Raw genomic sequence first — 17,080 nt, forward strand, 5'->3', positions numbered from 1 at the left:
TATTATAGGTTTTTTTAGACTTAAACCTAAATAAATTAAGTCGATAGATAAATTTTCTAATAGTTACTAAAAACAATTAGAGCCATTTTTTTAAAATAAATTGAAATGATTACAGAAGAAGATAAAAAATTTATAAATAGAGCGATTGAACTTTCTGAAAAAGGGATGAATGCTGATGCTGGTGGTCCTTTTGGAGCGATAGTAGTAAAGAATGGTGAAATTATCGCCGAAGGTTATAATCAAGTAACATCTAGTAACGATCCTACTGCTCACGCTGAGGTTGTAGCTATTCGCAAGGCTTGTGAAAAACTGAATACGTTTCAGTTGGATGATTGTATTATTTACACTTCATGTGAACCTTGCCCTATGTGTTTAGGTGCGATTTACTGGGCTCGACCAAAAGCTGTGTATTATGCTTGTACTAAAGAAGACGCAGCTGAAATAGGTTTCGACGACCATTTTATTTATGATGAAATAGATAAGAATATTGAAGATAGAAACGTGAAATTTATCAATCTGAACAGAGAAGAAGGTAGAGTCGTTTTTAATAAATGGGAAGATAAAGAGGGTAGGGTGGATTACTAAATTATCCCCTTCTACAAGATTTTCAATACCATCTACGACTTTCTAGAGCAATTAACTATAACTACAAGGTCAAAAGTAGACCTTGCGGCAAATCCTAGATTAAAGAATATATAATTTAATATTTGCTTTTTGCGAATTATTTCGAATTGAGTTTTTAATAAATGAAGAAAATTAAATATATCGTTGCCGCCGGAGTTTTATGGTTTACGATTTCCTGTCAAAACGAAAAACTTACCAGCCCATCAATTACGGGTCTTTGGAAACTGGAAAGTATGAAGGTGCGCGATACTACAACTAATACTTGGAGTCATTACCGCGGTGGGATGGATGGTTATCTTTTATACGATAACAACAATCATGTAGCACTTCATCTTTACAATAAAGGATACGAAAATGCAGGCGTAGAATTTCCAAATTTTACAGATTCCATTTCATTAGAAGCTTTAAAGCACATTACTAAGTCCTATTATTATATGGGGAATTATAAAGTTTCTGAAGCAGATAGTATTGTATCTCATTACAAACTCTCGCATTCAAACCCTTCCGAATTTGGACTTACAGCCGAAAGAAGGTTTTACTTTGTTGGCGATACTTTAATTATGCAACCGGTAGAAAGAAAAAATTCAAGATTAAAACTAAAATGGTTGAAGGTTAAATAACAATTTTATTAAAAATAGTGCAGTAAAAAACCCATCCTAAAGATGGGTTTTTTGTTGAAAATAAATGTTTTAAAATTTAAGGTTCAGGAAAAACAGTAGCCTCATAAGCTCCTGCATCTGGAGGAGTACTTCTAGAATTTCCGTTTAAATCTATGTTTGGGCTTACATTATTTTTACCAATATTATCAGCTCCAGAAGTTCCGGCTTCAATGTTGTAATTGTTAAGCGCAGTGTCCTGGAACATAGGTTCTATATTGAATTTTGAATCGGTATAATATTGAGGGTTTTCAAAATCATAAATTGGGTTGTCGTTAAATTCACCTGTAGGATCTTCAAAACGCAACAATGAATTGGTGAAGTTAAAATTGAAATCAGCTTCCGAATTTTTTAATAATGAAAATTCACGACGCTCACTTCCATAGATAATACAGTTTGTGAAATTAGCTTTTACTAAATCCGCTACAAAAATATACTCTTCAGTTTCTAAACTGTTGTCTAATGAAACTGTAGGGAAGGTACGGAATCCATTGTTCCAGTAATTAGCAAATGTAGAATGTCTAAACTCATAACTTCCGCCAAGTTGTATTGCTAATGATGATTGTCCGCTATTGCTTATTACCATATTTTCAGCATCAATTACTCCAGTTCGCGCTAATAAACCAACGTTCGCGCTGTTGTAAATCTGTACGTTTTTTAATGTAACAGGACTGTCTTCAAGTAATAATCCAACTGTACTATTCTTAATAGTTGTGTAATTGAATTCGTTATTTACACTTCCACTAGTAAATCTAATGGTAAGCCATTGTCCAGGAACATCAGCAAAACCAGGTTCTAATCTATCGCCTTCAAAAATAATTTCGTTTTCCATTGCTTCGCGGTCCAAGCTTGGTGCACCCATAGCTTTCATAGTAGCATTTTCAGCAACTATAATTCCGCTTCCTGCGTGAAAATGAACACGAGCACCAGCTTCAACCATAAGTGTTTTATTACTTGGCACAGCTGCATAGCCATAAATTACATAGGGTTTTTCATTTGTAAATGTAAGCTCGTCGTCGTCAAGGAAGAATCCTTTTACAAGTATATCATTACCATCACTGTCCATACCTAAGTTGAGAGATTCGTAAGTGCCGTCCTCATATTTTTCAGGATATAGAAAAACAGCATCTTTCACCAAAGTAACTAATTCTACTTTTTGTTCATTGCCGCCGGTATCGAAAAGAAGTTGGTCTGTATAAAGAAACTCTTTAGGATTTGTAGGTACTCCCGTTACGTCAAAAGTGGTTTCAATAAATATGAAAATACTGTCCTTGGCAAGTATCTGAACATTTTCAAATACCTTTCCAGGCATACCATCTACATTAAGTCGGTAACTTGAAGATTCTCCTTGTTTCAATCGAACAGTAGGAATGTTGATGTCTTCATCACTTCGGTTATAAACCTTTAAATTATATGTGCTAGAACCAATGTTAGAAAAAATAGTGTCTAACATAACTGTGTCCTTCGAAAATTCTAATTTTCCAGTACTTGCAACAGTTTCAAAGTCGTTTCGGCACGAACTCCATAGCACTAAGCAACTCAAAATTGCTAATCCGTATAAATACCTCATTCAAATAAAGTTTTGGTAAAAATATAACTTTTTATGAAGCTTATTATTGTAATGCTAAAAGAAGTTTTGAAAGGATATTTTGTAAAATATTATTGTAAAAAAAATCAACCACGAATTCGCAATTTGTTTAGTGAATTCGTGGTTGAAAAATAGTTACTTAAAATTATAACGGTTTTTACTTTTCAATAATCTCAACTTTAAAAAGCTTATCCCAGTTTTTACCGGTAATGTAAAGTATGTTTTCTTCACCTTTATAAGCAATCCCGTTTAGGACATCTAGTTTTGGGTGCTGCGTCACTTTATCTTTAAGGTCGGTAAGGTCAATTACTCCTTCTACCGCCCCATTTTTAGGGTTGATAATAGCGATTGAACCTTGTTGGTATACATTCGCGTAAATTTTTCCCTCTACCCATTCTAATTCGTTAACACTGCTGATTTTGCTAGTGTTTGTGAAAATCTCGATATAGTCTTTTTCGGCAAGTGTGTTTGGGTTTAAGGTCCATATTTTATCTGTTCCGTCACTTTTATAGATGTTTACTCCGTCCTGACATAGTCCCCAACCTTCTTTACTTTTTCCATAAACAAACGTTCCAGTTTGTTCCATAGTTTCCAAATTGTAGATGAAACCTGTGTTTTCTCTCCAAGTAAGTTGGTAGATTTTGTTGTTCAATATAGTAAGTCCTTCGCCAAAATATTGATCGGCAAGTTTTACCATTTGTAAAACCTCACCCGTTTTGTAATCGGTTTTTCTAAGGGTAGATTCTTTGTATTGCCCTGTGCTTTCGTATAGAATGTCACCATTAAACTCTAAACCTTGAGTGTATGCATTTATATCGTGGGGATAGGTTTCAATAACTTTATATGTGTATAGCTTCGGTTTTATTGAAGATAAAATAAGGAGTTTTGTTGATGCTTCATATTCATCACCATCGCTGTAAATTTTAGCTAATAACGTTTTTTCTCCCAGTTTTTGTCCAGAAAGAGAAACCGTTTTCCCTGAAACTTCAAGTCTATCATTGTTTAAAAAGTAGGCGATAGAATCTGTTTTTAAACTTTTCTTGTTGTTTAATGTCAAAGAAATAACATCTTCGGTGGTATATGTCTTCTTCGGCTCGTTAATTTCGAGTGAAAAAGCATCTTTTTTGTCTTCAGAATTATTTCCGCAACTACCTAAAAAAAGCAGTAAGAGTGTAGGAATTAAAGCGTTATAGATTTTCATGATTCACGATAATTTTTCTGCAAGGTATTTATTAAAATTGAAATGTGAAAATACTTGGAAAAACTTGAAAAAGCTTTATCTTTGCAGCGGCAAGTCCTACACAACCAGCTCCTGTTGAATCCTCCAGGGCGGGAACGCAGCAAAGGTAAATGGTCGTAGCGGTGTGATGTAGGTAGCTTGCCATTTTTTATGCAATAAACTTTCGTTCTGAAAGTAGCTCAAAACAGTTCTGAAGGGAAACAGAATAGATTCTAAAAAATATCTCAAACTCATCCTTTTTCTTACAGCGCAGCAGTTTTTGTTCTAGTGTCTTTTTGCAAAAACTATTTGGAAAACTGATTGCATAAACGCACCTTTGCTTTTCAACAAAATTTTATGTCTAAAACAGTACTCATCACAGGCGGTTCTTCAGGAATTGGTAAGGCTATTGGCGAATATTTATCAAAACGTGGTTACCAAGTGTACGGAACAAGTAGAAACCCTAATAGAATTTCAAGTTCGGTATTTCCGTTATTAAAGATGGACGTAAACGATACTGAATCTATTGAGGCTGTTATTTCTGAAATAATCGACAAATCAAAAAGGATTGACGTTGTTATAAATAACGCCGGTGTTGGAATCACGGGGCCTATTGAAGAAACTCCAGAATCTGAGATTAAAAAGGCTTTTCAAACCAATTTTTACGGGCCTATTAATGTGATTAAGGCTGTGATGCCGCATATGCGAGAACAGGGAGGAGGGCATATATTAAATATCACCTCTATAGCTGGGTACATGGGGCTTCCATATCGTGGAATATACTCTGCAACCAAAGCTGCTTTAGAAATTACTATAGAGGCAATGCGAATGGAAACTTTGCAATTTGGTGTAAAAATGACCAATATAGCTCCAGGTGATTTCGCTACTAATATTGCTGCAGGTAGATATCACTCTCCAGTTTTGGATGATTCACCTTATAAAAGGGATTACGGAAGCACCCTAAAGATGATGGATGAACATGTAGATAATGGCGGTGATCCCTTAGAAATGGCAAAAGTAGTTCATAAAATTATTGAAACTCCAAATCCTAAGATACACTATAAGGTAGGAGCTCCTTTGCAAAAATTTTCTATTGTTTTAAAACGCGTATTGCCAGATAGAGTTTACGAACGAATGCTTTTGAAGCATTACGGGTTGAAGTAATTTTACTTCACTTAATTAGACTTTGTCGATTATGTCTCTAATTTACCCTGCTGAAAAGTTTCATTTAGTTACGGATTTAAATAAGTCTGAAATTATTGAACGATTTGATGCTAATATTTCATTTAGTAATTCATTCATATTTCGTAAAACACATCCTCAAAAGTCAAAAGAAATATATGAAGGGTTTAGAAGAGGAAATGAATTCAAAATCCAGCGTAAAAGTATATATGGAGAAAATGGATCGTGGCAACCTGTCATTTTTGGAATTATAAATGATAATAATATTGAATTAGAACTTAAGTTTCCAGTTCTCAGTTTTTACATTATTTCATTGTTTATTTTATTGAGCTTAATCACCATTACTGTTTCTATGTACTATATATTAATTGAGAATAGATTTGAATGGTTTATGCTTTGGCCTCTTATATTTTTTTTAATTATTCTTCCAGCTTCAATCAAAGGATATAATAAAGAAAAATTAACGGCAATAAATGATTTAAAAAATATATTCCAGTAAAATATTATAGAGATTTAGACTATTTGTTGTAAATTATCAACTTATCAATCTTTTTTAACAACCCTATTTCCACGAAGTAATCTTCGCTATTTTTGTGTAATAATCTGAAATTGTACTTATGAAATTCTTTATTGATACTGCAAACCTCGACCAAATAAAAGAAGCACAAGACCTTGGTGTCCTAGACGGCGTAACTACTAATCCATCGTTGATGGCTAAAGAGGGCATTACTGGCCGAAATAATATTTTAAAGCATTATGTAGATATCTGCAATATTGTAGATGGAGATGTATCTGCAGAAGTAATCGCAACAGACTTTGAAGGTATGGTGAAGGAAGGTGAGGAGCTTGCCGAGTTACACCCGCAAATTGTTGTGAAAATTCCAATGATTAAAGATGGTGTAAAGGCATTAAAATACTTTACCGACCACGGTATTCGTACAAATTGTACCTTGGTGTTTTCTGCAGGACAGGCATTATTAGCTGCAAAAGCTGGAGCGACTTATGTTTCTCCATTTATAGGACGACTTGATGATATTTCAACTGATGGGTTGGAATTGATTGCAGATATTAGACTAATTTATGATAACTATGGCTTCGAAACTGAGATTTTAGCAGCATCTGTTCGTCATACGATGCACGTAATTAACTGTGCTAAAATAGGAGCGGATGTTATGACCGGTCCTTTGTCTTCAATAGAAGGGTTGCTAAAACACCCACTAACCGATATTGGCTTAGAAAAGTTTCTTGAAGATTATAAAAAAGGAAATTAATGAGACTTCAGTAAATATTGAAGTAGAAGAACTCTAAAATAAAATAATAACGCTTTAATATGTTGCTGCAAAACAACTTATTGAAGCGTTATTCGTTTAGGAAAGCTTGTAATTGATCTTCAAAATCTAAGTTGAACATATTGGTTTTACCATCCAAAATAATTCCATCTTTATCGATAACAATTACGTAATTGATATATCTTAATATGAATTTTTTCTCTGCATCAGTTAGGTTTTCTATCTGATATTCAAACTTAGAGTCGTATTTAGATTTGTAAACAATGTCTCTCCATCTTTTAAAGTGCGTGTCTGTATTTACACCTATAAAATCGTATTGTGGAAACTTAGCTTTTAACTCGGAAGCGCGTTTGTGCAGGTTTCTGTGCTGAATTGCAGGTTGCCCTCTCCAGAAAAACACCACAGTAGGGGCATTAATAACATTGGTTAACTCATTTAATACATTTTCGGTATTAACCAATAGAACATTAGGGATTTTCTTCCCTTTGATGAGTTGAATTGAAGCATTATAAACTTGTTCAACTTCATTCAAATATTTTATATCCGTATTCATCTTTTTGTAGGCTTCAAAAAGTCGAGTTTCTTCTTCTTCATTTTGTGCATTAAAGAGATACATGATCGTATTGTAGCGTAAAAGTCTATTTCTAATAGAATCTGAAGCGACTACACTGTCTATAATGTGGATTTTTTTGTAGTTGTAATCGAATGAATTTCGATCTATTACATCATTTTCATTGTACTTTGTACAAACCATATTTTCAAAATATCGATTTAGAAAACGATAATATGGATAATAAAACTTCAATTCGTCCTTATTGAAATCTATGTTTTTTCTGTAATTGAAGAAATCATCAGAAAACTTAGCAGGAGTATTTCTATTCGCAGCTCCGTATAATTCCTTTTTTGAATAATAATCGTATTCGATGTTTGAAAGCGCAATGTCTTTAAAACTTTCAGAAACTTTATTATTTGCTATAAATTCTTCATAGCTCTGAAGTTTACTAGCTTTTAAAGAATCTATTTTGCCTTCAAATTCCTCCGAAGAAAGGGAATACCATTTTGGAAGATTTTGATTTTCCTTCTCATTTTTTAGATAAAGATCAATCAGTAAGTTATTTTGGTCCCCGCCTTTTCCTGAAAAAGCTAATGATTCGTCAAAATCTATAGTGTTGATGTGTATTAATAAACTATCGCCAGGTTCAATGTAAAATACCTGACCTTCACTATGACTGAAAAGATGTAATCCAGCTTTAATTTTGTCGGTTGAATATTCAAAGAAGTTATTTTCGTCTAGAGGAATCGTATCTAAAACGATGTTTCCTTTAGAAAATATAACGTAATCTAGCGTAGGATTTATAATTTGCCCACGTATATAGGTAGTCTGCACAGTATTTTCTTCCTTATTTTTACAGGAGAACAGTGCAAGAACAGAAAGTAAAAGGAGTAGTTTTCTAAACAAATGAGACAAAATTAGATTAACACACAAAGATAGCAGAGCCTTTTGATGGTTAATGTTAAATGATGGTTAAAAGGGTTTTTAAAGCTTTAATATTTTCAGCGTGTCGCTTAATTAGCTACTTTTGCGCAAAATACAGAATTTTATGCTTTCAGTTTCAAATCTTTCGGTTCAATTTGGTAAACGTGTTTTATTTGATGATGTAAATACACAGTTTACCACAGGGAATATTTATGGAATTATCGGTGCCAATGGTGCGGGTAAATCTACTTTCTTGAAAATCCTTTCAGGAAAACAAGAGCCTACTTCGGGACATGTACATTTAGAAAAAGGAAAACGTATGTCGGTTCTAGAACAGAACCACAACGCGTATGATGAATTTACCGTACTTGAGACAGTTGTACGAGGAAACAAAGAGTTGTTTTCAATAAAAACTCAGATAGATAAGCTTTACGAAGATTACACAGACGAGAATGCCGAAAAAATTGGCGAACTTCAAGTTGCCTTTGAAGAAATGAATGGTTGGAATGCAGATAGTGATGCTGCAGCAATGCTTTCAAATCTTGGTATAGATGAAAGTCTACACTATACATTAATGAAGGATCTTGATGGTAAACAAAAAGTACGTGTACTTCTTGCACAAGCACTTTTTGGGAATCCAGATGTGCTTATTATGGATGAGCCTACAAACGACTTAGATTACGAAACAATTAGTTGGCTTGAAGGTTTCCTAGCAAATTACGATAACTGTGTGATTGTAGTATCTCACGACCGTCACTTCCTAGATGCTGTTTGTACCCATATTAGTGATATCGATTTTGGAAAAATAAACCATTACAGCGGTAACTATACGTTTTGGTACGAAAGTAGCCAGCTAGCTGCACGTCAACGTGCTCAACAAAATAAAAAGGCAGAGGAGAAAAAGAAAGAACTTCAAGAATTTATTCAGCGATTTAGCGCGAACGTTGCAAAAAGTAAGCAGGCAACTTCTCGTAAGAAAATGATTGAAAAATTAAATATTGAAGATATCAGACCTTCTAGCCGTCGTTATCCAGCAATTATTTTTGAACGCGAACGCGAAGCAGGAGATCAAATATTAAATGTAGAAAACCTTTCGGCATCTATTGATGGGGAAGTGCTTTTTAAAGATGTTGATATCAACTTAGCTAAAGGAGATAAAGTAGTTATCTACTCAAAAGATTCTCGTGCAGCAACAGCTTTTTATGAGATATTAAATGATAATATGAAAGCTGATAGTGGTACTTTCCAATGGGGTGTTACTACTAATCAAAGTTATTTACCTTTAGATAACGATGCTTTCTTCAAAAACAACCTGTCATTAGTGGATTGGTTACGTCAATATGCAAAAACTGAAGAAGAACGCGAAGAAGTGTTTTTAAGAGGTTTCCTTGGAAAAATGTTGTTCAGTGGAGAAGAAGCTTTAAAAAAGAGTAATGTGCTTTCTGGAGGTGAAAAAGTACGTTGTATGCTTAGTAGAATGATGATGATGCGTGCAAATGTATTAATGCTTGATGAGCCTACAAACCACTTAGACCTAGAGTCGATTACTGCGTTTAACAATTCACTTAAAAACTTTAAAGGAACTGTTCTTCTTACTACTCATGATCACGAGTTTGCTAGAACTGTTGGTACTCGTATAATCGAACTTACTCCAAATGGAGCAATAGACAGATATATGAACTTTGATGAGTATATGAGCGATAAGAAAATTAAGGAATTAAGAGACAAAATGTATGCTGTTGAAGTTTAATTAAATACTCTTAACAACTAAAAAAAACGGTCTAACTATAAAAGTTAGACCGTTTTTTTGTTTTCTTAAATTGTAAACTATTTTTAAATCATTCTGTTACTCTTCAATATCTTTTAGAAACTCATCAATTATAGGTTGTGCTTTTTGCTCTTCATCTTTTCGGATAAAAACCATCGTTTGGTTTGCAATACCCATAGTAAGACCAGCCCTTAAGCTACTGTCATGATCGTTTCTTTCTATAGGACTAATTCCTATTTCATTTAATCGTGCAACTAATCCTTTTGCAATAAGTGTTGGGCCGGTATAAATTCTTGTTGTGTTGGCCATGTTATTCTTTTGTTTCTTCAATAAAAGCATCTGCAATAGGTTGCGCTACCGAAAGTTCATCCTTACGAACAAAGATGCGTACTTGGTCGTCAAACTTACTCCCAGAACCAAACATAACCCCGCTCTGTTCGTCATCTCGAAGGATAGGAGTGATTCCAACATTCTCTAATCTTTCTACTAGAGCTTGGGCCATAATATCTGAACCAGTGTATATGCGAATTGTTTCTTCTGAATTATCTGACATAGTTGTATGTGTTTATGGATTAGATTATCAAATTACTAACTTATTTTCAAATTCAGGTATAAACTATGTGTGAAAAATTTCACAAAAAGATGGATGCCTGTTTTAGTAAGAAGAATTTAGAGGATTTTAAGCGTTGTAATATTTGCTGTTCCAAATAGCGCCGTTAAAATTTTTCCCTTTAGAAAAACCGTAGAAAATTACAATTCCTCCAAGTGCTGTAAAAATGTAAAAAGCCAAAAATATATAAAGCCCAATACTAGGATTTGAGGTTAACATATTGATAGGCGCTAAAATTGTGAGTAAAATGCTAATAACAACTACTGTAAATACAATGTTTTCAAAGCTTTTATAAGGCCACATCAGAAGTTTTCTGAAGGGGTGTAAATCGTTTCCCCACTTGTGTATTAAATAAAAATAGTCATTCCCTATAGGAGCAAAAAGTAGTGGGTCGTCAGCATTTTCTAGCTTTAAAAGCTTAGCAGGAGCAACAATTTTAAAATTCTTAAGTTTAGTGTTATGTTCCTTTTCTAGATTTCTTATTTCTGAAATAGCCTCTTCTGGAAAGTCTCCTTTAAAATAATGTGAATCTAAAAAACGCAATCTGTAGTTTATACAAAGCTTTTTTATGTCTTCTATATGATAAATTCGTTTGCCATCTAGAGAATCGAATGAAAATGAATTTTCCTGTTCCTTAGATTTTTCTTGTAGACGTGAAACAATTTGAGATCGTTCTATTTCGTTGTTAGAAAAAATACGATAAACTTCATCCATTATAGAATTTTCGTCAATACGTTTTGAACGATAATTGTGAAGTTTTTGTTCGATATTTGTTTTTGAAAACATCATTGCGAAGCTTAAGGATGAATAAATTTAAGCACAAGAATTCATCAAAACAAATAATTTAAATATTTTATGAATTTATTAAACAGTATAGCTGTAAATTGATTTTCACAAACTTGCTGTTGTATTTGCTATATTTACACCTATAAAAATTATGCTATGCCATTCAAAAATGCCTTATTACTTCTATTGGTAATCAATTTAACTACTTCCGCTGTTGCGCAAAAATACCTTTCTGCTGAAAAAGTAGAAGTTTCTAAAAAATGGAACGATATAACATTTACCTCTACAAAATCCTTTATTGATAATATTTCAGAAGCAAAATCGCTTACATTTTTTTCTGAAATATTGAATGATGAAGTGCTGCAGGCAAAACTTGAAAAAGAGGAAATGGTAACCATTTTTGCTGTTGTAGATGATGCTTTTATGAAAATTGAAGAACAGAGTAGAGATTCAATTATCAGTAATAAATCAATAACACAATCTCTAGTAAGGTATCTTACAGTGCCAGGTAGGTTGGATAGTCACAGTTTAAAAATGGCTGTTTTAAAAAATGGCGGAACAGCACACCTTTCTACTCTAAATGGCCAAAACCTAGCTATTAGAGAAAAAGATGGCAACCTACAACTTATAGATTCTGAAAACAGAACTGCTACAATTATAGCATCAGACTTCTATCACAAAAACGGATTTTTCCATATTGTGGATGGATTAGTTTTCCCGACAGAAGAAGAGTAAGTTTTAAGTAAAACTCAGTTATCTTAGAGTTGCGCCGAAGTCATTTTCAAACGTTCTTTTAAGCTTATCCATTATTTTATCAACCTGTTTGTCGGTTAATGTTTTGGATTTGTCTTCAAAAGTAAATGACAATGCATAGCTCTTTTTGCCTTCCGGTAGATTTTTATCTTTATAAACATCGAATAGCGTTACCTCTTTCAATACTTTTTTCTCAGTATTAAACGCGGCAATACGCAAGTCACCAAAGCTTACAGAATCATCTAATAAAAGTGCAAAATCACGTTGTGATCCTGGATATTTTGGAATAGGCTGGAACTTAAGTGTTTTTAAAGGAATTAGTTTTAATACTTCATCCCAATTAAAATCTGCGTAAAACACCTCTGCATCAACATCTAGTTCACTAGCAATTTTCTTCTTTACGATTCCAAATTCCACAATTGTAGACTTGTTCTTTTTAAAAGCAATTCCTTCAGAGAATATATCGTTGTCAGTAGAAGTTTCGGAGTAATCATTAATTCCTAGTCGTTCTAAAATGGCTGAAACATTTCCTTTTCCGAAGAAGAAATTAGTTTTTACTTCTTGTAAAGCCCAATTTCCTTGTGTTTTAAAACCAGTGATAAACAATGCTAAGTGTTTATTCTCTATATGACCTCCTGGGAATTTATGGTATGTTTTTCCAAATTCGAAAAGCTTTAAGTCGCTATTCTTTCTATTAGCATTATACGCTATGGTTTCTAATCCAGAAAACAACATAGACTGACGCATAACTGAAAGATCACTACTTAATGGGTTTAGCATTTCAACATTGTAGTTGTCTTTAACCGTTTCGCTCATGCCACCGTATTTAGGTGTTGTAAGTGAATTGTTAAGCATTTCGTTATAACCAAGCCCCGTTAACTGCTGTGCTATTTTATTCTGAACACTATAATCTTGTCCTGGAGTAATAGGTGCAATAGACGCATTTAATTTTTGTGTGAAGTTTATGTTGTTGTATCCATAAACTCTCAATATTTCTTCAATAACATCAACGTCACGAGTTACATCATTTCTATATGCCGGAATGGTCATCCCGATACCCGTTTCAGTAAAGTTGTTAATCTTTATTTCTAAAGAAGTAAGAATGTCTTTAATGGTTTCTTGAGGAATTTCTTCACCAATAATTCTATTGGTTTTTTCAAAATTCAATACAACTTGGTGGTCGTCTATTTTCTTTAAATAAATGTCTATTAAATCACTTGACACGTGACCGCCAGTTAATTGAGTTATTAGGATTACCGCGTGACGCAGTGCGTAATCGGTGATATTTGGGTTAACACCTCTTTCAAATCTAAAAGATGAATCGGTGCTCAAGCCGTGACGTTTCGCTGTTTTACGAACACTCACAGGATTGAAATATGCACTTTCTAAGAAAATACTTGTTGTATTTTCGGTAACTCCGCTATCTAAACCGCCGTAAACCCCTGCAATACACATTGGTTTTTCAGCGTCGCAAATCATTAAATCTTCTTCGTGGAGTTCGCGTTCAACGCCGTCAAGAGTTGTAAACTTAGTTCCTGCAGGTAATGTTTTTACAACTACATTATTGCCTGATATTTTCGCAGCATCAAAGGCGTGAAGTGGCTGTCCTAAGTCGTGGAGAATATAGTTAGTAACGTCAACCACATTGTTAATAGGAGCAACTCCTATAGATTTTAATCTATTTTGAAGCCAAGCTGGAGATGGTTCTACTTTAATATTGCTAATTGTAATTCCGCAGTATCTTGGAGCAAGTGAGCTATCTTCTACTTGTACACCTATTTTTAATACTCGGTTGTCTATTTTAAAACTGCTAGTAGAAGGAGTGTCTAACTTTTTAGAGATACCTTTTTGTAACAACCCAGCTTTTAAATCTCTTGCAACACCCCAATGGCTCATTGCATCGGCGCGATTTGGAGTAAGCCCTATTGTAAGAATAGTATCGTTTTCTACTTCTAAAATTTTAGACAAAGGAGTTCCAGGAACTAAATCGTTGTCTAGAACCATAATTCCATCGTGAGATTCTCCTATTCCTAGTTCATCTTCAGCGCAAATCATTCCTTCACTTGATTCTCCGCGAATTTTCCCTTTTTTTATCTCCCAAGGTTTATCCTCGGCGTCATATAAGGTTGTGCCAATAGTAGCAACAGGAACTTTCTGACCTACGGCTACGTTTGGTGCACCGCAAACTATTTGTAAAGGCTTTTCGCCACCAACATCTACCTTAGTTACTTTTAATCTATCGGCATTAGAGTGTTGTTCACATTCAAGTACGTGACCTACTACAACACCTTTTAATCCGCCTTTTACGGAAGAAAATTCTTCTATTCCCTCCACTTCAAGACCAAGGTCGGTTAATAGTTCTGCTGTTTTTTCAGCGTCCCAAGGAAGATCAATAAATTGCTTTAGCCAGTTGTAAGAAATTGTCATATTCTAGTTAAAATAGTTTACACAGTCTGCAAAGATAATATTCTCGCGTATTATGTGTCTAGTTAATTGTTTATTGTTTGCGATATTATTTTAAAAAGAGATTTAGTTGTTGGGGAATCAAAATGATACAGTTTTCTAATCAAAATCTAATCGATTAATATTAGTTTTGAAACATGAAAAAAATCGCATTTTTAATAGCTACTTCTATAATGGTATTATCCTGTGTTCCTAAGAATGACAAAATAATTGCAATTGATGTGCTGTTAACTCCTTCTGAAGCGATGCAAGCGCAATCACTTCAATTAAATACTTTAATCAATCAGAATAATCCTGAAACGATAAAGCTTGACGATAACCACATTCCGCATATAACGCTATTGCAATGTTTTATAAAAGAAAAAGATTTGCCGAAAGTTAATAAAGCTGTTGAAGGTCTTTTCGAAACAATTAAAAATGATACTATTTATACCGAAAGTTTATACTACTCTCGTGATACTGAAGAGAGTTTTGCAATGATTAGGCATAGTAGAACCGAATCTATAGTTAATCTTCATAAAAAAACGATAGAACTTGTAAAACCGTTTATAGTTAAAGGTGGGTCTCAAGAGTCTTTTGTTCAAAATCCAGATGGAAGTGAAATAAGTGAATTTACTGTAGATTATGTGCCAGATTTTGTTGAAAAGTACAGCTACGAAAATTTTGACCCACACATAAGTTTGGGGGTAGCTCAAAGAGTTTTATTGGATAGCTTATCTGAAGCTGTTTTTAAACCAATACCATTCTTACCATCATCCTTAGCTGTATATCAATTAGGAGATCACGGAACTGCTCAAAAACTATTGTGGACTTCAGAATAGTTTCACCAAATTTCATAAAAAAAGCACGTAAAGTAAATTACGTGCTTTTTAGTATTTGTATTCTAAATTTTAAATCTTCTCTAAAGCAGATTTAATTTGCGTATCTCCTTGTAGGATTTCAAAAGTTTTATTTCTAGCAACAGAACTTTCTAGTGATCCAACTAAAGTTTCAGCCACATCTTGACGGGATATTTCACCTTGTTGATTTAGTTTGCTTTCTAATACAATTTTACCTTTACCAGCTTCATTGTTCAGAGCGCCAGGACGTACAATTGAGTATTCAAGTCCTGAATTCACTAGGTGTTGGTCTGCGTTTTGCTTAGCTTTTAGATAGTCTTTCAGTTCAGAAGAAACTTCTGGATTATCAGCACCCATTGAGCTTAGCATTACGAATTTCTTAATGCCATCTTTTTTAGATACATCCATAAGTTTTTTAGCTCCTTCCTGATCTACGCCTTTAACGTTTTTTCCACCAGAACCAGCTGCAAAAATAACACGATCCATTCCTTTAGTAGTTCCGCTTACATCTTGCTCTAAATCGGCAAGTATGGTTTTTACACCATCATTTTTAAAATGTTCAACTTGTTCTTTGTTGCGAACCATAGCAAAAGGTTCGTATTTATCAGATTGTTTTAAAATTGAAATTATCTTTTTTCCTGTGGTGCCATTTGCACCTGCTACTAATACTTTTTCCATAGTTGTAAGTTAAGAGTAATACTTTTGGTAGGCTAGCCATTTCACATTATTTAACGCCTTAAAAGCAATCATTTATCGCTTTATTAACTTTAGAGGCTTATTTACAACTGCTAATTCTTGTTAACTAATTCTTCATTCATTACTTTAGTTCTTATCTTTACCTACAAACAAATTATTCGATGGACTATACTTCAAAAATGTTACGCGACGATGCGTTAAAAGGAAAAACAATAGTAGTAACTGGTGGTGGAAGCGGCTTAGGAAAAGCAATGACAACCTATTTCTTGGAATTAGGTGCCAATGTGGTAATCACTTCTAGAAATATTGAAAAGCTACAAAAAGTAAAAGAGGAGTTAGAAACCGCTACTGGTGGAAAAGTGCTTCCTGTGCAATGTGATGTTAGAAATTACGATGAAGTAGAAGCTATGGTTGAAGCATCGGTAAAAGAGTTTGGTTCTGTGGATGTTCTTTTAAATAACGCTGCAGGAAATTTTATTTCTCCAACCGAAAGACTTTCAGCAAATGCTTTTGATACTATTATAGATATAGTTTTAAAAGGAACAAAAAACTGTACCCTCGCTTTTGGAAAGCATTGGATTGATAAAAAAGAAACAAATAAAACCATCTTAAATATTGTAACCACATACGCTTTTACAGGTTCTGCTTATGTTGTGCCAAGTGCAACGGCAAAGGCTGGTGTGCTTGCTTTAACGCGTTCGCTTGCTGTAGAATGGGCTAAATACGGAATTCGTTCTAATGCAATTGCTCCAGGGCCATTTCCTACTAAAGGTGCGTGGGATAGATTGCTTCCAGGCGACTTAAAAGAAAAATTCGATCCGGCTAAAAAAGTTCCTGTTATGCGAGTTGGTGAACACCAAGAACTTGCAAATTTAGCGGCATATTTAGTTTCAGATTTCTCTGCATATATCAATGGTGAAGTTGTTGTTATTGATGGTGGTGAATGGTTAAAGGGCGCAGGGCAAATGAATCAGCTTGAGGAAGTACCACAACAAATGTGGGATATGCTTGAAGCTATGATTCGTTCACAAAAAACAAAAAAATAAATTTTAAATCGGTAATAATCGAGATTATAGTCAAATTCCAAGCTCACTTGTTAAACAAGTAGGTTTGGAATTTGGTGTTTTTTA

The 17,080-nt window shown here is 33.9% G+C and carries 17 protein-coding genes and 1 other RNA gene; 10 read left to right on the top strand and 8 right to left on the bottom strand.

The annotated features are described in order from the left end of the window. Window positions 1–105: 105 nt before the first annotated feature. Window positions 106–585, top strand: coding sequence for a nucleoside deaminase (locus tag G3A46_RS06035; RefSeq protein ID WP_165147460.1), 480 nt, complete (start codon window positions 106–108; stop codon window positions 583–585). A gap of 161 nt (window positions 586–746) precedes the next feature. Further along, window positions 747–1,244, top strand: a complete 498-nt coding sequence (locus G3A46_RS06040) for a lipocalin-like domain-containing protein (protein ID WP_165147463.1) — start codon at window positions 747–749, stop codon at window positions 1,242–1,244. A 76-nt stretch (window positions 1,245–1,320) separates the two neighbouring features. On the opposite strand, the gene G3A46_RS06045 is transcribed toward G3A46_RS06040, so the two are convergent. Together G3A46_RS06045 and G3A46_RS06050 are read right to left on the bottom strand one after the other, a co-directional pair. Then, window positions 1,321–2,850, bottom strand: coding sequence for a hypothetical protein (locus G3A46_RS06045; RefSeq protein WP_165147466.1), 1,530 nt, complete (start codon window positions 2,848–2,850; stop codon window positions 1,321–1,323). A gap of 175 nt (window positions 2,851–3,025) precedes the next feature. Next, window positions 3,026–4,069: a glutaminyl-peptide cyclotransferase gene (locus G3A46_RS06050; RefSeq protein ID WP_165147469.1), complete on the bottom strand. Its 1,044-nt coding sequence runs from the start codon at window positions 4,067–4,069 to the stop codon at window positions 3,026–3,028. An 87-nt stretch (window positions 4,070–4,156) separates the two neighbouring features. Between G3A46_RS06050 and ffs the strand changes: the two genes are divergently transcribed. The 4 genes from ffs to fsa all read left to right on the top strand — a co-directional run bounded on the left by ffs (window position 4,157) and on the right by fsa (window position 6,540). Continuing rightward, window positions 4,157–4,255: signal recognition particle sRNA small type (gene ffs, locus G3A46_RS06055), an RNA gene on the top strand. A gap of 189 nt (window positions 4,256–4,444) precedes the next feature. Continuing rightward, the gene (locus G3A46_RS06060; protein ID WP_165147472.1) at window positions 4,445–5,251 is read left to right on the top strand and encodes an SDR family oxidoreductase; all 807 of its coding nucleotides are present in this window, start codon (window positions 4,445–4,447) and stop codon (window positions 5,249–5,251) included. A 31-nt stretch (window positions 5,252–5,282) separates the two neighbouring features. Continuing rightward, window positions 5,283–5,768, top strand: coding sequence for a hypothetical protein (locus G3A46_RS06065; protein ID WP_165147475.1), 486 nt, complete (start codon window positions 5,283–5,285; stop codon window positions 5,766–5,768). 118 nt (window positions 5,769–5,886) lie between these two features. Next, window positions 5,887–6,540 carry a fructose-6-phosphate aldolase gene (gene fsa, locus G3A46_RS06070; RefSeq protein ID WP_139855162.1) on the top strand — a complete coding sequence of 218 codons (654 nt, stop codon included), beginning with the start codon at window positions 5,887–5,889 and terminating at the stop codon, window positions 6,538–6,540. 88 nt (window positions 6,541–6,628) lie between these two features. On the opposite strand, the gene G3A46_RS06075 is transcribed toward fsa, so the two are convergent. After that, entirely contained in the window at window positions 6,629–8,017 is a 1,389-nt protein-coding gene (locus tag G3A46_RS06075; protein ID WP_165147478.1) for a hypothetical protein, read from the bottom strand. Window positions 8,018–8,159: 142 nt separating this feature from the next. On the opposite strand from G3A46_RS06075, the gene G3A46_RS06080 reads away from it, so the two are divergent. Further along, window positions 8,160–9,785, top strand: a complete 1,626-nt coding sequence (locus G3A46_RS06080; protein WP_165147481.1) for an ABC-F family ATP-binding cassette domain-containing protein — start codon at window positions 8,160–8,162, stop codon at window positions 9,783–9,785. 96 nt (window positions 9,786–9,881) lie between these two features. Here G3A46_RS06080 and G3A46_RS06085 read toward each other — a convergent pair whose 3' ends face one another. The 3 genes from G3A46_RS06085 to G3A46_RS06095 form a co-directional block, all read right to left on the bottom strand. After that, entirely contained in the window at window positions 9,882–10,112 is a 231-nt protein-coding gene (locus G3A46_RS06085) for a DUF2007 domain-containing protein (RefSeq protein ID WP_139855165.1), read from the bottom strand. A 1-nt stretch (window position 10,113) separates the two neighbouring features. Further along, a complete protein-coding gene (locus G3A46_RS06090) occupies window positions 10,114–10,356 on the bottom strand; it encodes a DUF2007 domain-containing protein (RefSeq protein WP_139855166.1) in 243 nt (80 codons plus the stop codon). 126 nt (window positions 10,357–10,482) lie between these two features. Continuing rightward, entirely contained in the window at window positions 10,483–11,202 is a 720-nt protein-coding gene (locus G3A46_RS06095; protein WP_347237684.1) for a hypothetical protein, read from the bottom strand. 153 nt (window positions 11,203–11,355) lie between these two features. Between G3A46_RS06095 and G3A46_RS06100 the strand changes: the two genes are divergently transcribed. Beyond that, a complete protein-coding gene (locus G3A46_RS06100; RefSeq protein ID WP_139855167.1) occupies window positions 11,356–11,934 on the top strand; it encodes a fasciclin domain-containing protein in 579 nt (192 codons plus the stop codon). Between the two features lie 18 nt (window positions 11,935–11,952). Here the strand turns inward: G3A46_RS06100 and pheT are convergent, their stop codons facing one another. Next, window positions 11,953–14,379, bottom strand: a complete 2,427-nt coding sequence (gene pheT, locus G3A46_RS06105; protein ID WP_165147484.1) for a phenylalanine--tRNA ligase subunit beta — start codon at window positions 14,377–14,379, stop codon at window positions 11,953–11,955. Window positions 14,380–14,552: 173 nt separating this feature from the next. Between pheT and G3A46_RS06110 the strand changes: the two genes are divergently transcribed. Continuing rightward, window positions 14,553–15,236 (top strand): 2'-5' RNA ligase family protein, encoded by a 684-nt coding sequence (locus tag G3A46_RS06110; protein WP_165147487.1) that lies wholly within the window; start codon window positions 14,553–14,555, stop codon window positions 15,234–15,236. 69 nt (window positions 15,237–15,305) lie between these two features. Here G3A46_RS06110 and G3A46_RS06115 read toward each other — a convergent pair whose 3' ends face one another. Continuing rightward, window positions 15,306–15,932 carry an SDR family oxidoreductase gene (locus G3A46_RS06115; protein WP_165147490.1) on the bottom strand — a complete coding sequence of 209 codons (627 nt, stop codon included), beginning with the start codon at window positions 15,930–15,932 and terminating at the stop codon, window positions 15,306–15,308. A 179-nt stretch (window positions 15,933–16,111) separates the two neighbouring features. Here G3A46_RS06115 and G3A46_RS06120 point away from each other — a divergent pair, with 179 nt between their 5' ends. Beyond that, window positions 16,112–16,996 (top strand): SDR family oxidoreductase, encoded by an 885-nt coding sequence (locus G3A46_RS06120; RefSeq protein ID WP_165147493.1) that lies wholly within the window; start codon window positions 16,112–16,114, stop codon window positions 16,994–16,996. Window positions 16,997–17,080: the final 84 nt, after the last annotated feature.

Origin of the sequence: Aequorivita sp. KMM 9714 (assembly GCF_011065475.1) — a bacterium.
In the GTDB taxonomy this organism is placed as follows: domain Bacteria; phylum Bacteroidota; class Bacteroidia; order Flavobacteriales; family Flavobacteriaceae; genus Aequorivita; species Aequorivita sinensis.

Bases quoted from the DNA above. Each gene is read 5' to 3' on its own strand.
- G3A46_RS06065 (WP_165147475.1), top strand. From the start codon at position 5,283: ATGTCTCTAATTTACCCTGCTGAAAAGTTTCATTTAGTTACGGATTTA.
- G3A46_RS06035 (WP_165147460.1), top strand. From the start codon at position 106: ATGATTACAGAAGAAGATAAAAAATTTATAAATAGAGCGATTGAACTT.
- G3A46_RS06090 (WP_139855166.1), bottom strand. From the start codon at position 10,356: ATGTCAGATAATTCAGAAGAAACAATTCGCATATACACTGGTTCAGAT.
- G3A46_RS06115 (WP_165147490.1), bottom strand. From the start codon at position 15,932: ATGGAAAAAGTATTAGTAGCAGGTGCAAATGGCACCACAGGAAAAAAG.
- G3A46_RS06085 (WP_139855165.1), bottom strand. From the start codon at position 10,112: ATGGCCAACACAACAAGAATTTATACCGGCCCAACACTTATTGCAAAA.
- fsa (WP_139855162.1), top strand. From the start codon at position 5,887: ATGAAATTCTTTATTGATACTGCAAACCTCGACCAAATAAAAGAAGCA.
- G3A46_RS06100 (WP_139855167.1), top strand. From the start codon at position 11,356: ATGCCATTCAAAAATGCCTTATTACTTCTATTGGTAATCAATTTAACT.
- G3A46_RS06110 (WP_165147487.1), top strand. From the start codon at position 14,553: ATGAAAAAAATCGCATTTTTAATAGCTACTTCTATAATGGTATTATCC.
- G3A46_RS06080 (WP_165147481.1), top strand. From the start codon at position 8,160: ATGCTTTCAGTTTCAAATCTTTCGGTTCAATTTGGTAAACGTGTTTTA.
- G3A46_RS06120 (WP_165147493.1), top strand. From the start codon at position 16,112: ATGGACTATACTTCAAAAATGTTACGCGACGATGCGTTAAAAGGAAAA.
- G3A46_RS06050 (WP_165147469.1), bottom strand. From the start codon at position 4,069: ATGAAAATCTATAACGCTTTAATTCCTACACTCTTACTGCTTTTTTTA.
- pheT (WP_165147484.1), bottom strand. From the start codon at position 14,379: ATGACAATTTCTTACAACTGGCTAAAGCAATTTATTGATCTTCCTTGG.
- G3A46_RS06045 (WP_165147466.1), bottom strand. From the start codon at position 2,850: ATGAGGTATTTATACGGATTAGCAATTTTGAGTTGCTTAGTGCTATGG.
- G3A46_RS06040 (WP_165147463.1), top strand. From the start codon at position 747: ATGAAGAAAATTAAATATATCGTTGCCGCCGGAGTTTTATGGTTTACG.
- G3A46_RS06060 (WP_165147472.1), top strand. From the start codon at position 4,445: ATGTCTAAAACAGTACTCATCACAGGCGGTTCTTCAGGAATTGGTAAG.
- G3A46_RS06095 (WP_347237684.1), bottom strand. From the start codon at position 11,202: ATGATGTTTTCAAAAACAAATATCGAACAAAAACTTCACAATTATCGT.